The following is a 14,170-nucleotide window of genomic DNA, read 5'->3' as shown; positions in this document are numbered from 1 at the left end:
CGGCGTGAGCCGAACGACACCGGATTTCAGCGATTCAGGTAATCAAGGATTCAAGGAGAGCATCATGGCTGCCACCGAAAAGAGTTTGCATTGGGCCGTCGACAAATGGCTCGCGCCCACCCCGTCGATGCCCGCGCGGGTCGTGGAGTTTTGCCATCGCGCTTCGCATCAGCGTTATGTCTGCGTTGAAGCGCTGCGGCCAGGCGGCCTGCTGTCGATCTTCTTCTTTCGCCATGACGACGGTTCGTGGAACGTATTCCCGCCGCAAGCCGAGCGGCCCGCGATGAACGGCCATCGCCGCACCGCGCTTTGCTAGTCGGGCGCGTGCTGTGCCGCTTCCTTGATGATCCATTGACTGAACAGCAGCATCGCCGGCGTCAGCGGCTTGCCTTTCAGGCAGGTCAGCCAGTAACTGCCGGCGTGAACCTCCACATTGAACGGGCGCACGAGGCGCCCCGTGTTGATCTCGCGATCGAACATCAGCGCGGGCGCAAGCGCGATACCCGCGCCCTGCATCGCCGCTTCCACCATCAGCCGCGACGAATCGAACACCGGCCCGCGAACCGGACGCGGTGGAATGCCGGCGGCGCGGAACCAGTTCATCCAGTCGTCGGCGCGATAGGACCGCAGCAGAGTTTCGCCGGCGAGGTCGTCGGGCGTCGATAGACGCGCGGCGATCTCCGGCGTGCACAGCAGCGCGAGCGGCGCGTCGAGCAGCCGGGTGGCGAGCAAACCCGGCCACGTGCCGTCGCCGAAGCGGATCGCGAAGTCGAGACCTTCAGTGGCGAGATCGACCAGGTTGTTGTTGGTCAGGAGCCGCAGTTCGACGAACGGATGCGCGTCGCGAAACGACTTGAGGCGCGGCATCAGCCAGCCCACCGCGAACGTGCCGACCACGCCGATCGTCAGCACCTCGTGAAAGTGGCCGCCTTCGAATTGCTTGAGCACGGCTTCGATACGATCGAACGCGTCGCTCAGAACCGGGCGCAGCGCGAGACCTTCGTCGGTCATCGCGAGGCCGCGCGGCAGACGCTTGAAGAGCGCGGTGCCCAACCGCTCCTCCAGTGTGCGGACCTGTTGGCTGACAGCGGCTTGGGTGACGTTCAGTTCGAGGGCGGCGCGCGTGAAGCTCAGATGTCTCGCGGACGATTCGAACGCGCGCAATGCGTTCAGCGGAAGATGTGGTCTCATGACGAAGGCATAAGATTTTCTTGTGAGTCGGCTAACTTATCATCGTTTGCCAGCAGCGGGGGAAAAACCGATAGTTGCGGCTTCACAAAGGGAGCGGCAATGATCACGAGACGGAAATTCGCGGGTGGGATGCTCGGCGTTTCGATAGCTGGGGTTGCGCTTGGCAGTACCGGCGCGTTGGGGAAATCGGTGCAGGCGGCGGGCACGGCGGGTACTTCGAAGCGCGGCGGCGAGCTGGCCCGCGCGGACGCGATCCGTGAGCGGCTCGCGCGGATCGAGGCGGAAAGCGGCGGGCGGCTGGGCGTGTCGATCGTCGATACGACGTCCAGCCTGCACGCCGGCTTGCGGTCGGACGAGCGCTTTCCGATGTGCAGCACCTTCAAGCTGCTGGCGGCTGGCGCCGTTCTGACGCGCGTGGATCGCGGCGAGGAGGACTTGCAGCGGCGCGTCGTGTTTTCCGAACGCGACCTTGTGCCGAATTCGCCGGGCACCCGCCCCCATACTCGCGAACTCACCGGCGACGCGGGCATGAGCATCGCGGAGTTATGCAAGGCGGCGCTCACGCTCAGCGACAACACGGCGGCCAATCTGCTGCTCGCGAGCCTTGGCGGTCCGTCGGCGGTGACCGCGTTCGCGCGCAGCCTCGGAGACGGCATCACACGGCTGGACCGCATCGAGCCGATGCTCAACGAAGCGACGCCCGGCGATCCGCGCGACACCACCACGCCCAACGCGATGCTCGGCAATCTGCGCGAACTGGCGCTGGGAGAGCATCTGTCGCGGGCGTCGCGGGCGCAGTTGCTGGCCTGGCTCGCGGCCAACGAGACCGGCGGCGCGCGGCTGCGCGCGAAGCTGCCGCAGGACTGGGGTGTCGGCGATAAAACCGGCACCGGCGACCACGGCACCGCCAACGACATCGCGATTCTGTGGCCGCCGGGACGCGGCCCGGTGCTCGTGACCGCCTATCTCACCGGGGCGGACGGCGACGCGGCGCGCAGCAACGCGGCGATTGCAAGCGTTGGGGCGCTGGTGGTGGCTGCAACGTCAACTTTAGCGTAGGCGTCTGCATCGGCGCGACGCCCGCGCGTGGCCGCGCGCATGAGTGGAACCGAGGAACCGCAACGGATGCGTTCAGCGGTTTTCGCCCGCGTTTCACCAGTCGAATTGTGCGACACTAGGGTCACACCGAAAGGGGGCAGCTGCGCAGGCGTTGGCGGACCGCCTCGATGGATACGGTGAGAAGTTGACTGTCCAGGTGAAATGCTCGACATGCTCTGCCGACGTTCGTCCCGGTAATCCGTCGGCTTGTCCAACCGTGCATCATTGCCCTCGATCCGGAGTCCGCCATGTCCGTGTACGTCCTCGCATTGCTAATCGGCATCATTGCCGGCCTTCGCGCGATGACCGCTCCCGCCGCCGTCAGCTGGGCGGCGCATCTCGGATGGTTGCCGCTGCAAGGCACGCCGCTCGCGTTTCTCGGCTTTACCGCCACGCCGTACATCTTCACCGTGCTGGCGGTCGTCGAACTGATTACCGACCAGCTTCCCGAAACACCCAGCCGCAAGGTGCCGATGCAGTTCGGCGCGCGCATCGTGCTGGGCGCGGTGAGCGGTGCGGCGATCAGCGGTGCGCACGGCGGTTTGGCGGGGGGCGCGATTGTCGGCGTGCTCGGCGCGGTGGTCGGCGCGGCGGGCGCGGTGCTCGGCACACTGGGTGGGGCGAAGGCGCGCAGCGTGATGGCGCGAACCTTTGGACGGGATGCGCCGGCGGCGTTGATCGAAGACGTGGTGGCGGTCGTGGGGGCCGCGTTGATCGTGGTGTCGCTGCACGGATTCTGAGGACCCGAAGTTACTGCGATGCAGCGGGATGCACGGGGCGTCTCGCTGCGGGGGTTGCAATTGCTGACTAGCTGATCAGCTGGCCGCCGCGATACGCGAAGCGGCACGCGCTTGCCTGGTCGTGGGCGTGGCCGTGGGCGCAGCAGTGGCAATAGCGGTTGCCGTCGCCGCCGCAGCGGCAGGAAGCAGCTTGCCTTGCGCAAGCAAGCCCAGCGTCTTCACCACCAGAATGCCGATGATCACGTTCGCCGCGATGAACACAACCGGCGCGGCCCGTTCAACCGGCCCGGTCGCGCCTCGTTCGACCATGCGCAGAACCATCGTCGGCAGCGCGGCCACGCCGAAGCTGAAGGCCCAGTACCCCGGCACGAACGCTTGCTGACGAATCCACGGCAGCAAACCGACCTCCGAAAGTTGCGTCGCGCTCCGAAGTTCCGGCCTTGCGCGATCAATGACTCACTGTAAAAGGCGGCGGCCCGGCGGTGAACGCTGCAAAAGCTCGATCAATGGCGCGAGCGTCTCAACGTGAATGGGCTCGTGGGGTTTGGGTGGGAGGGTGAATTCGTCGCGGAGAAATCGGCGGAAGGTGCGCGCGGACTCGCCGTGCGGCCGAGGCGCCCCCAGGGCGCGCTTGGGCGCAGAGCGCCGGTCGGGCGTCAACAAGGCCCTCCGTCCGCCGGCTCGTCATGCCGATGACGACATGCGTTCGAGCATCGCGAGCAGCGTGTCGAATGAAAGCGGTTTGCGCGCGTACGCGATGATGGGATTCGGTTGCATCGGAATGTCCGAGGCCGCGCTGCACAGAAGGATCGGGATCGAGCGCAACTCGGGATCGGCGTTCAGTGCGGCGCACAACTGAAATCCCGACATGACCGGCATCATGCAGTCCGACACGATGATGTCGGGTCGGCGCGTGCGTATCTGTTCAAGCGCGACGGCCCCGTTCGACGCTGTCATCACCGCGTAGCCGTGCCGCTCCAGCAGCAGCCGCCAGACTGTGAGAATGTCGAACTCGTCGTCCACGACCAGAATGGTTTTCATGGGCAGCTACGTGTTTCGCCGCGGCTGCAGCGTCGCCGACAGCCCCGGCGCCGCCTGCGCGCCGTCGGAATTCAGCGGGCCGTCGATCACGTCGAGGCCCTCGGACGAAATCACCAGTTCGCGCAGCGACGTGTCGTGCGCGCTCTCGCGCTGCTTGACCACGGAGATCATCCGCCGCAGACCGGTGTCCGTCTCGGCGTAGCGCAGCAGCACGAGGTTCTCGGTCAACGCCGAGACCCGCACGCTCTTCGCGTAACCCGGGTCGGCGTAGAGCGGTAGCTCTTCAGTCACGAGCGTCGTAACGCAGGCTTCGCGCAACTGATGCAGCATCGCGTTCAGGAACAGGCCGAAACGCTCGGTGCGCAATGCCGAATCGCGGAACCCCTCCACACCATCGATCACGATGCGCGACGCGCCGATCTTCCTGACCGTGGCGAGCGCGCTGGCCGCGAGTTCGTCGACCGCGAGTTCGATCGCCGGCTGCCATTGAATGACGAGGCGGCCGTCCTGATGCGCTTCGGTGAGCCCGATCGACACCGCCTCCGCTTTGCCGATCAGCCGTTGCGGCCCTTCGTAAAAGCCCAGGTACACGCAGCGTTCGCCGCGCGCCACGCCGGCCGCGAGAAACTGCAGGCAAAGCAAGGTCTTGCCGACCCCGGACGGTCCGATCAGCGTGGTCGTGGAGCCTTGCGCGAAACCGCCGCCGAGCAGACTGTCCAGATGAGGCAAGCCGAAACCGAGGCGCGTCTTCAGATCCACCGGACCCGGCGGCACCGCGCATTGCGCTTCGAGCCGCGGGAACATCAGCAGCCCGCTTTCGGCGATACGGAAGAAATGCTTGCCCATCAGATGATTGCGCGCGCGCATCTTGTGGACTTCGATCTCGCGGGCGCGGCGCATGCCGTCGTTATAGCGGTTCAGTTCGATCAGACCGTCGACCAGCGTGTGCTCGGGATGCGGTTCGTTGCCCGAGAGCGGCGCGAGCAGCAAGGTGGTGCAATCCATGGCGGCGACCAGCGCGTTCAACTCATGAATGAACTTCGACAGCGACAACTCGGTTTCGCTGAACTCGCGCGCGCTGCGAAAGCCGTCGATGATCATCAGGCTCGGCCGATAGTCGTAAATGCTCGACGCGATCAGCTTGAGGAAGCCATCGAGACCGTCCTGCATCAGTTCGTGATAGCCGGACACGAACAGCATTTGCTGCGCGACGGCGGTCTCGTCGAAGAAGCTCAGGCCTTTGAGGTGGCCCAGCAGCTTGTCGTGCGATTCGGCGATCAAGGTCATGTACAGCACCTTCTCACCTTGGGTTACGCGATGAAAACCGATCTGGCTCGACAGGATCGTCTTGCCGGCGCCGGCCATGCCCTCGAGCAGATAAACGCCGCCACGGACCAGGCCGCCGCCCAGGATCTCGTCGAAACCGGGGACGCCGGTTTCCATGTTGGCCCGGGTCGCGCTGGAGCGGGTCTCGCCAGAGCGGGAGGATGGCTGAGATGCGGGGGTGGTCATTGTCAATCTGTCATCCAAAGTGCGGAGAAGCGACGGCGCGTGCTTGAACCGTCTGGTGCTCAAACTAACATTGCCAGCAATCGGCGTTCCCGCTGGCGAGCGGTGATGCGCATCGGAATTGAGTGCCCCGGATTCTATCCGGCCACGGGGCGCTTGGCGAACGAATGGCGTTGAGGCGCCGCTTTGGAGGTGTGAGGTGGGGGAAGGCGGGGGTGAGAAGAGGTTGTCCGCGCGAGGCCGGCCGCGAAGCGGACCAGTTTCTTTTTCAACCCGAGGGTGAACCCCCACTGGGGAGGTGCCTCGGCACGCCATGGTCAGGCGCAACCGTGGCATCGCGTCCGAGGCGTCCGGGCGCTGTTGCAACAGTCATCGGATTGGCTGATTCGAAAGTAGATTTCTCAGCGTCCGGCGTTCCATATTTTCACGGAATCGGACCAAAGTCGCATTGCCGCTTTTCGTGCAGAAGCCTACATTTTGAAAGTGACCCCCAAAAATACCTCAGGATCGCCGGAGAGTTAGTGTGGTGACTCTGAGGAGGGACAACTTTACGTGGATCGAACCCGTGTGACCGTTTGCAATGATCGACCACCACACCAGGATCGTCGGTTTCGAATTGTTGTCACGTGCAAACCAGCAATCGCCGTGGGAGTTATCGCGGTTCAACAGGAGCGAGCAATGAAAGCAATCAGGACATTCAGGCTGATGGGTGGCGCATTGATCGTCGTGGTATCCATCAACGCGTCGTCGCAGACTAGCGAATCTGCCGCGCCGTCGACTCAATCCAGCATGGCGCCGGCAGGCGAAGGAAGCGCGAAAGCCACCAGACAGGCGAATCGCGCACTTAACAAGAAAGTGCTTCACGCACTCTCGAAAGGCGGTGTCAACACTTCCAGAATCAACGTCATCGCAAAAGGCAGTGCAGTGACGCTTGCTGGATCTGTCACTGACGCGAGCCAGATTGATAAGGCAGCCGAAATAGCGAAGGGTGTGCCCGGCGTTTCGTCTGTGAAGAATTCTCTGACATTTAAAGAAGTGGGTCAGTAATCCTTCTTGATTGCTTGGGCCGGATCGCCCCCCCGACGTCGCCGATCACGCGACGAACATGCTCGTCGGGCAACGTCGATTATCTGAGAGGAGGAGGCGAGCATGGAAACCATGGCGAAGGCGCCTGGGAAGGCTAAGACCAAAGTCAATAACGTCGCGGAAGATGCCCCGGCTCTTCGTTCCCGCGCGGAGCGTCTCGCCGCCGGTCAGGCGTTGCGCGACAGGGTGCCGCGCAGCAGCCACGCCGACTGGACACCATCGGCCCAGCGCCGGGACCCCGTAGAGATCCTGGAAGAATCGAATCAGGATCGATTGCCGGAACTGGTCCCGATCCGCTATGGCCGTATGCTGCGCAGTCCCTTCACGTTCCTGCGGGGCTCAGCGGCGCTCATGGCCTACGATCTCGCTACTACGCCAAGCACAGGTCTTCGGGTGCAAGCCTGTGGGGACTGCCACCTGTTGAATTTTGGCTTGTTTGCCACCCCGGAGCGGAATCTGGTCTTCGATCTGAATGACTTTGACGAAACGTTGCCGGCACCTTGGGAATGGGATTTGAAACGCCTGGCCGTCAGTTTCGCTGTCGCGGGACGGGATAACCAGTTGCCGGATGCAGATTCCCGGAAAGGCGTCCTCGAATGCGTGCGCGCATATCGGGAGCACCTGCGGGAGTATTCCCGGATGAATCCTCTGGAAGTCTGGTACACCCGCCTGGACATGAAAACCCTCATTGCGATGGCACCCGATGAAAAGGTGAAAAAGAGCCGCGAGCAATTGGCAGAAAAAGCCCGCCAGCGTGTTGTTGAAAACCTCTTTCCCAGGATTGTCGGTGAAGTGGCTGGGCGACGCCGCCTGGTCGATCAACCGCCGCTGCTCTTCCACGTGAGTGACGCGGGCTTCGAGGAACGAGTGCGTGAGGCACTGGTCGACTATCGGCAGTCGTTGTCTGATGAGCGCCGTGTCCTCCTGGATCGCTACCACCTGGAGGACTTCGCCGTGAAGGTCGTGGGTATTGGCAGCGTCGGCACCCGCTGCTTCATCGGGTTGTTTTTCGACGAGGAAGACCATCCCCTGATCCTCCAGTTCAAGGAACAGCGCCGGTCGGTCCTCGAACCCTATGCGGGAAAGAGCCAATATGACATTCAGGGGCAGCGTGTCGTCATGGGACAACGGCTGATGCAGTCTTCCAGTGACATCTTTTTGGGATGGTTGCGGGGACAGCGAGGCCGTGACTTTTTTGTGCGCCAGTTGCGAGACATGAAGATGTCTGCTCCAGCCGAGGAAGTCACCGCCGCGCAGTTGAACCGCTATGCCGGGCTTTGCGGCTGGACCTTGGCTCGCGCCCATGCCAAGTCCGGGGACGCCACGAGCATCAGTGGCTATCTGGGCAAGGGCGATGCCTTTGACGAGGCCATCGGCGCGTTTGCCCTCGCTTATGCAGATCAGACGGAGCGAGACCACGCGGCGCTGGTGAAGGCGGTAAGCACTGGGAGGCTGGAAGCTCTCGTTGAGGACTAGCGTCCTGGACCACTCGCCCGCCTTGGTTGTCGTTAGTTATGTATCGGATTTCCGCCGTGCCCGATCACTGCGATGCGGCATGACACGTTAGGGCGAGAGCGTAGGAGGCAATCTTGCCGACCGGCAGGTTGGCGCGCGACGGAACGCTGCATCGCGGATTGGACACGCCCTAAGTTCTGAACGACGGCGGTTTGACTTTCCGGATTGTCGTTCAGATGGTGAGGACATTTCATGACGGGACTTCGTTGTCTTTGCGCCTTGCTGGTCGGGATTTCGGTGCTCTCGTCGCCGGTGCGAGCCGCGTCGGGACCGGGTGCGTCCGCTGTGGCGCAAGCATCATCGCCCCCGGCCGCGGTTGCGAAAACCCGTCAGTTGAGCCTCGCGGTCAAACCGTGGACCGGAGACTTCGACGCGATGCTCGAGCGCCGCTCGATCCGCTTTCTCGTGCCGTTCAGCCGTACGCTGTACTTCAACGACAAAGGTCGAGAACGCGGTCTGACCGCTGAACTCGCGCGCGACTTCGAACGTTACGTCAACAAGCGCTACGCCAGCCGACTCGGCAAACGCCCGGTGACGGTCTTCCTGATTCCAACGACCCGGGACAAACTTCTGACGAACCTCCAGACTGGACTGGGCGATATCTCGGCCGGCAACCTGACGGCGACCGATGAGCGGCGCAAGCTTGTCGACTTTGTTGCGCCGCGTGACCGCAAGCCGGTCCGGGAACTGATCGTGACCGGTCCCCGCGCTCCGGCTATCGCAACCCTGGACGACCTCGCGGGAAAGCAGGTGTATGTACGCAAGGCGACGAGTTACTACGAGAGTCTGACGGCGCTGAACGACCGGTTCAGGAAAGCGGGAAAGCCGGTCATGCAGATCACGCTGCTGCCCGACGTACTCGAAGATGAGGACACGCTCGAAATGCTCAATGCGGGAATGCTCGGCATCGTAGTGGTCGACGACTGGAAAGCAAAACTGTGGGCGCAAGTTCTGCCTCAGATCAAGGTCAGGGAGGATCTGGTAGTACGCAGCGAGGGCTATGTGGGTTGGGCGATCAGGAAGAACAGCCCGCAACTGCAGGCTGTGGTGACCGATTTCTATAACGAGTTTCTCAAAAAGCAGGGCGTCATCGACTATCGGTTCGCACAGTTCATGAAGCGTATCAGGCAGGTCACTGATGCTTCGGGTGCGGTGGAGCGCGAACGTTTCGAAGAAACACTTACCCTCTTCGAGAAGTATGGCAAGCAGTATGGCTTCGACCCTCTGATGCTGGCCGCCCAAGGCTATCAGGAATCGCAGCTGAACCAGTCGGCGCGCAGTCACGCTGGCGCGATCGGCGTCATGCAGTTGATGCCGGGAACAGGCAAGGAAATGGCAGTCGGCAACATTGGTATAACCGAGCCCAACATCCATGCGGGCACGAAATACATGGATCGGCTGATGACACGTTACTTTCCGGACGCGCACTTCGACGATGACAATCGCACGTTGTTTGCCTTCGCGAGTTATAACGCGGGGGCGGCCAATATTGCAAAGATGCGCAAGGAAGCCGCGGCCCGCGGGCTGAACCCGGACAGGTGGTTCAACAATGTCGAAATCGTAGTCGCGGAGAAGATCGGTATCGAAACCACGACGTACGTGCGCAACATATTCAAGTATTACGCCGCATACCGCCTGATCGTCGACGCACAGCAGGCGCGCGACAAGGCGATTCGCACGATAAAGCCCGGCAGTTGACCGTTGCCGGGTGTGGAACGGACCTTGGAAAGTCCGCCTGAGCGCTCGGTCGAACGACCCAAACTGGGCCGTCTGGTGCCACACGAATGGTCAAGTGATCACATAGTCGGTGCGTCCGGCGCTCGTTTCATTGTTCGTCGTCGGCGTCACACTACGGCGCTCTGGATGTGAAAAAACCGACCATCGCGGGTCGGCTTCTTCGTGCCGGTCTTTCCCGGTTGCCCGTTCGCGCTGAGTGGGCCAGTATTTCCCGCCCCGGCGCGGGCGGTCTTCGTCGCTGCCATCTCCTCCTTGACAGGCGGGGATGGGCACTGCAGCACGATCAACCGCACTACGCCTGGTTGGAATCCCAGCGCCGCAATGATGAACCAATAATCCTCTTCGTCGTCTTCCTCTTCGTCACCACCGCGTTCCCACCACTGAAAATACTTCGTTGCATTTTCCCATTTACCGCGCTGAAGATTCAGTCGCGGCTCGAAAATTGCAATAGACACGGCTTCAAGAATATTGAGGGTTGCCTCTACGCTTTGACTAACCTTCGTCGTGTCTTTAGATAGTTGCCGATGGTGACAGGTGATTGCTTCTTGCCGTGGAGCGGATACCGGAACCGCTATATCTTGGTACCCGAACTTAGGACCTCCAGCACTAGCCCGTTCCCGTCCGTGACGGTGTATCGATCGTCTTTGGGTTTGAGTGACTTCACTTTAGTGTCGGTCAGCGGAGCAACTACGCGGGGCATATCTTTCCTCTGGTCAGATTGATCTAACGCTGGAATGCCGTATCGAATTGATACTTGTGTTTTTTGGTGGACAAGACCCGCCATCGCGTTTTTTGTCTACCAACTGCATACTGAAAACTCGCTGCCGTGACGCAAAAGGCCGGCGCGGATCTCTCCGGCGGGCCATTCAGGCGTTGCTGCTGAGAGCTATACGTAGGCCAGGCGGTCTATCGGTACTCGTCAATCTCAATCGTACCGCCGAGAGATTCCATCATTGCGCGGATATCGTCGGGTACATCGGGCACGCGGTCGCCGGTCTCGTTGAACCAGTAGCACCAAAAACGTATTTTCACGCCTTCGCGCTCCAGCAGTTCACGAAGGCCCGGTCGTGATAAGTCCAGGCGTTCGATGAGATAACGAAGGTGGGGCTCGAGTTGATCGCTCCGAATAAAGGATTTGCTCCCAACGCCCCACAATCCGACTCGGCCCGGAGCGCGGCTCGGTCGACCAGAGGGCGTAGTGAACTGCTCGCCCCTGATAATGGCCGTGTCCGGCTTAATGCCAAAATAGTCGGTCCAAAACGCGGGCGTCACTGAGTCGCCCATCACATGAAACGTTGCGTGTGCGAGTTGATGCTCACTCATCGGTGATCCTGTCAGTTGGCCCAATCGTGGAAGTTGGCAACGAAATTACCATTGAAATAGACATCGCCGTTGTCATGCCAGATAACGTTATCCGCCGGTCCAAGGCCATTGTCGGGTTTGAAGTTATGCAGGATATCGCTGAACGTGTTTTGGTCGTAACCAAGCATCTTGGCGGCGAATTTCGGGTTGTTCGTGCTGGCCGCCAGTTCTTCAGCCTCACCGCTTACCGCGTCCGGTGTGTACTCGAACGGCTGTGCATCGCCGAGCGGTGTAGCAGTGTCCGTAAATCCGCTTGCGTCGTCGGCCAGTGCAGACGCGGCCGTGCTCGCGGATTGCGCCAGCGCCGCGTTGATGCGATCGTCCTTTGGGATTCTGTATGCCATCGCGTGTGCCAACGACGTTGGCCGCCAACGCAACTCCGAAATTGAAGAGAGGCAAGGGCGGGCCACCATCGGGCAATCGACAAACAAAGGCCCGCGCGGATCGCTCCGGCGGGCCTCTGCCTTACTCGGATGCCGGAACGATGTTTTCGTCCGGATCTGCTCCTCTTTACCGATATTCGTCAATCTCGATGGTGCCGCCCATCGCTTCCATCATTGCCCGAATGTCGTCAGGCACATCAGGTACTCGGTCGCCGCTCTCGTTGTACCAATAGCAAAAGAAGCGCATATGCGCGTTGGTGCGCCTGAGTAGTTCGGGCAAGTCCGAGCGAGGAAGGGCCAGACGCTCGACCAGATACCGGAGATGAGGCTCCAAGAGATCGCTTCGGATATGCGGTTTGCTGCGTATGCCCCATACGCCGGTCCGGCGCGCCAACGCGCGGTTTTGCCCGGTAGGGTCGGGAATAGGGTCACCTTTACAAACGGCCGTATCGGGCTGGATGTTGAAATAGTTCGTCCAGAATTCAGGTGGCTCCGCGTCTTGATAGATGGAAAATGAGACATGGGCCATTTGATGTTCGTATGTCATGTGTTTTCTCAGGGTGCCCAACTGTGCATGTTGTCGATAATGCCGCCGTTAAAGGATACGTCGCCGTTGTCGTGCCAAATGACGTTGTCATCGCCCCGCAGCTTGTTGTAATCCTTCATCGCGTGAATCATGTCGCCGAAGGTCTTGCGGTCATAGCCAAGCATCTTCGCTGCGTAGTTTTCGTTATTCGTGCTGGCTGCCAGCTCTTCAGCCTCACCGCTTACCGCGTCCGGTGTGTACTCGAACGCCTGTGCATCGGTGAGCGCCGTAGCGGTATCTGTCAGATCGCCCGCGGTGTCGGCCAGTGACGAAGCGGCCCCATTCGCATAGCGGGCCGCAACCGCGTTAACCCGGTCCACCATGTCGTTATAGCGTTCAATGTAGGCCGTCGCCGCATCGTATGACATCCCGTAGCTGGTCATTAACGATTCACGGAAGCTGGGAAGCTTTTGGGGTTTAGGTGCCGCATCAATCCCCGCGCCGCCTGTCCGCGATTGCTCGGCAATGAGAACAACACTCTCGCCGCGAATCATGGACTGCAAGGTCTCTATGACCTCAAGGTCAGCGCCATTCTTTGCCAGTCGCTGGTGCCAATGGAAATTCGTCCCGAGAAACGAGCGGACCCGCTGGACGAGCGCGGCATCCTTTGCCCATACATCGGCGTATGCGCGTTGCGAGTACTTCTTGCCTTCTTCAGCTGCCTGTTTCTGCTCGGCGGTGAGGAAGATGGTCCCGCTCCCGTAGGCATCCTTGCTGTATATCATCCAGCGTTGAAACGAATCCGTTCTCAGTTCAGTTCCACCCATCGCGTGCCCCGCCGCTTGTGACGGCGTAAACCTAGCAGACCATCGGGACGCTATGTTTTTGGGATAGCTGCGCCAACGAAAAAGCCGACCATCGCGGGTCGGCTGCTTCGTGCCGGTCTGTCCCGGCTGTCCTTTCGTGCGATTGGGTGCGCCAGCATTGCCGGCCCGGCCATAACCGACTGTCATCGACCCGATAGAGGCCGTTCGGCCTCACGCGAGACTTTTAAGCAGAGGAGGCATCTACGAAGCGAAGCCAGGCCGTGCACGCCGGATGACGTCAGAGACAACACGGATAACTTCGGCGCAGCGGAGGACGAATGCGTCGTCAACCTCGATCAACGTCGACACCTCTGTGACATCTCCCTCGGCGAAGAACGCTTCGTCCGGCATCTTCATCCGGAAACGCAAGTTTCCAGCCTTCGCGACAAGAGCGTTATAGCTGCGACCCTTACCGTGCTTGAGAACATTGATAGCCATCTGCAGATCCTCAAACCGTTCTTTGAGGGCGGCTTCTCCTTCGTTATCGAGTATCTGGGCGGCCTCACGAAAGCCGTCTGTGCAATTTAGCCCGTCTTGCAAAATTGCTTCAAACATCGAAAACATCCCGACGTGTGGATCGCTTTCTGCAACTGCACCATTTGAAGAGCCTTAACGAGGGACGTCGTTGGCCAGACTGAAATTTGCCTGGCATGCCTTGATATCCTGGATGAGGCCGTCGCTCGCGCCATCGAACACATCGCATTTGGCCAGAATCTTCGCGTGATCGCGCATCCGTCGTGGCCCTGGCAGGAGCAGGCGTTATCGATTGGGCTGCATCAGCCCAATGTCTATATCGACCTGTCCGGCTGGTCGCCGAAGTATTTTTCGCCCGAGCTGATCCGTCACGCCAATACGCAGCTGAAGCGAAACATGCTGTTCGGCTCCGACTTTCCGCTGATCCAGCCGGACCGCTGGCTGGAGGATCTCAAGCATGTCGGTTTCACGGAAGCGGTGCAGCCGCTGACTCTCAAGCAGACCGCAATCGGGCTGCTGGGGCTTGACGCAGGCCGCTGAACGCTACTGGGCGTCACTGAGCGCCGGCAGTGGCCGTTGAGCCGACCAGGTTGAAACAAGGTCGCCGCGGGCCCGGGCAGGGTCGCTGATGCATAGCGAAGA

At 61.1% G+C, this 14,170-nt stretch carries 15 protein-coding genes and 2 pseudogenes; 7 read left to right on the top strand and 10 right to left on the bottom strand.

Annotation, left to right across the window (positions count from 1 at the left end):
• Window positions 1-64: 64 nt before the first annotated feature.
• A complete protein-coding gene (locus P0D89_RS10545; protein ID WP_408356328.1) occupies window positions 65-316 on the top strand; it encodes a hypothetical protein in 252 nt (83 codons plus the stop codon).
• Here P0D89_RS10545 and P0D89_RS10540 read toward each other — a convergent pair.
• Entirely contained in the window at window positions 313-1,191 is an 879-nt protein-coding gene (locus P0D89_RS10540; RefSeq protein WP_408356330.1) for a LysR family transcriptional regulator, read from the bottom strand. The two genes, P0D89_RS10545 and P0D89_RS10540, sit on opposite strands and share 4 nt — an antisense overlap.
• A 99-nt stretch (window positions 1,192-1,290) precedes the next feature.
• On the opposite strand from P0D89_RS10540, the gene bla reads away from it, so the two are divergent.
• Both bla and P0D89_RS10530 read left to right on the top strand, forming a co-directional pair.
• Entirely contained in the window at window positions 1,291-2,250 is a 960-nt protein-coding gene (bla, locus tag P0D89_RS10535) for a class A beta-lactamase (protein WP_408356332.1), read from the top strand.
• 287 nt (window positions 2,251-2,537) lie between these two features.
• Entirely contained in the window at window positions 2,538-3,029 is a 492-nt protein-coding gene (locus P0D89_RS10530) for a DUF4126 family protein (protein WP_408356334.1), read from the top strand.
• Window positions 3,030-3,104: 75 nt separating this feature from the next.
• On the opposite strand, the pseudogene P0D89_RS10525 reads toward P0D89_RS10530, so the two are convergent.
• The 3 genes and pseudogenes from P0D89_RS10525 to P0D89_RS10515 form a co-directional block, all read right to left on the bottom strand.
• Window positions 3,105-3,428, bottom strand: a pseudogene (locus tag P0D89_RS10525) (dicarboxylate transporter/tellurite-resistance protein TehA); the annotation flags it as partial.
• 285 nt (window positions 3,429-3,713) lie between these two features.
• A complete protein-coding gene (locus P0D89_RS10520; RefSeq protein ID WP_408356336.1) occupies window positions 3,714-4,070 on the bottom strand; it encodes a response regulator in 357 nt (118 codons plus the stop codon).
• A gap of 6 nt (window positions 4,071-4,076) precedes the next feature.
• Window positions 4,077-5,582 carry an ATPase domain-containing protein gene (locus P0D89_RS10515; RefSeq protein ID WP_408356338.1) on the bottom strand — a complete coding sequence of 502 codons (1,506 nt, stop codon included), beginning with the start codon at window positions 5,580-5,582 and terminating at the stop codon, window positions 4,077-4,079.
• A gap of 675 nt (window positions 5,583-6,257) precedes the next feature.
• On the opposite strand from P0D89_RS10515, the gene P0D89_RS10510 reads away from it, so the two are divergent.
• The 3 genes from P0D89_RS10510 to P0D89_RS10500 all read left to right on the top strand — a co-directional run bounded on the left by P0D89_RS10510 (window position 6,258) and on the right by P0D89_RS10500 (window position 9,878).
• Window positions 6,258-6,626, top strand: coding sequence for a BON domain-containing protein (locus P0D89_RS10510; protein ID WP_408356340.1), 369 nt, complete (start codon window positions 6,258-6,260; stop codon window positions 6,624-6,626).
• A gap of 102 nt (window positions 6,627-6,728) precedes the next feature.
• Window positions 6,729-8,141: a DUF2252 domain-containing protein gene (locus P0D89_RS10505; protein WP_408356342.1), complete on the top strand. Its 1,413-nt coding sequence runs from the start codon at window positions 6,729-6,731 to the stop codon at window positions 8,139-8,141.
• Between the two features lie 231 nt (window positions 8,142-8,372).
• Entirely contained in the window at window positions 8,373-9,878 is a 1,506-nt protein-coding gene (locus P0D89_RS10500) for an MltF family protein (protein ID WP_408356344.1), read from the top strand.
• Between the two features lie 146 nt (window positions 9,879-10,024).
• On the opposite strand, the gene P0D89_RS10495 is transcribed toward P0D89_RS10500, so the two are convergent.
• From P0D89_RS10495 to P0D89_RS10470, 6 genes are all read right to left on the bottom strand, one after another.
• Window positions 10,025-10,372 (bottom strand): hypothetical protein, encoded by a 348-nt coding sequence (locus P0D89_RS10495; protein WP_408356346.1) that lies wholly within the window; start codon window positions 10,370-10,372, stop codon window positions 10,025-10,027.
• Between the two features lie 451 nt (window positions 10,373-10,823).
• Window positions 10,824-11,240: a DUF4279 domain-containing protein gene (locus P0D89_RS10490; protein ID WP_408356348.1), complete on the bottom strand. Its 417-nt coding sequence runs from the start codon at window positions 11,238-11,240 to the stop codon at window positions 10,824-10,826.
• A gap of 11 nt (window positions 11,241-11,251) precedes the next feature.
• Complete coding sequence (locus P0D89_RS10485; RefSeq protein WP_408356350.1) at window positions 11,252-11,806, bottom strand: hypothetical protein; 555 nt, start codon at window positions 11,804-11,806, stop codon at window positions 11,252-11,254.
• Window positions 11,790-12,209 (bottom strand): DUF4279 domain-containing protein, encoded by a 420-nt coding sequence (locus P0D89_RS10480; RefSeq protein ID WP_408356352.1) that lies wholly within the window; start codon window positions 12,207-12,209, stop codon window positions 11,790-11,792. The genes P0D89_RS10485 and P0D89_RS10480 overlap by 17 nt, the downstream gene beginning before the upstream one ends.
• 8 nt (window positions 12,210-12,217) lie before the next feature.
• On the bottom strand, window positions 12,218-13,015 hold the full coding sequence (locus tag P0D89_RS10475; RefSeq protein WP_408356354.1) for a hypothetical protein: 798 nt from the start codon (window positions 13,013-13,015) through the stop codon (window positions 12,218-12,220).
• Window positions 13,016-13,255: 240 nt separating this feature from the next.
• Window positions 13,256-13,609 carry a hypothetical protein gene (locus tag P0D89_RS10470; protein WP_408356356.1) on the bottom strand — a complete coding sequence of 118 codons (354 nt, stop codon included), beginning with the start codon at window positions 13,607-13,609 and terminating at the stop codon, window positions 13,256-13,258.
• Between the two features lie 165 nt (window positions 13,610-13,774).
• Here P0D89_RS10470 and P0D89_RS10460 point away from each other — a divergent pair.
• Window positions 13,775-14,068: pseudogene (locus P0D89_RS10460) on the top strand (amidohydrolase family protein); the annotation flags it as partial.
• Window positions 14,069-14,170: the final 102 nt, after the last annotated feature.

This window comes from Paraburkholderia sp. RL18-085-BIA-A (genome assembly GCF_046027075.1).
GTDB lineage: Bacteria > Pseudomonadota > Gammaproteobacteria > Burkholderiales > Burkholderiaceae > Paraburkholderia.
Note: the sequence above shows the minus strand (reverse complement) of the source record. Positions and strands in the feature narration are given on the sequence as shown.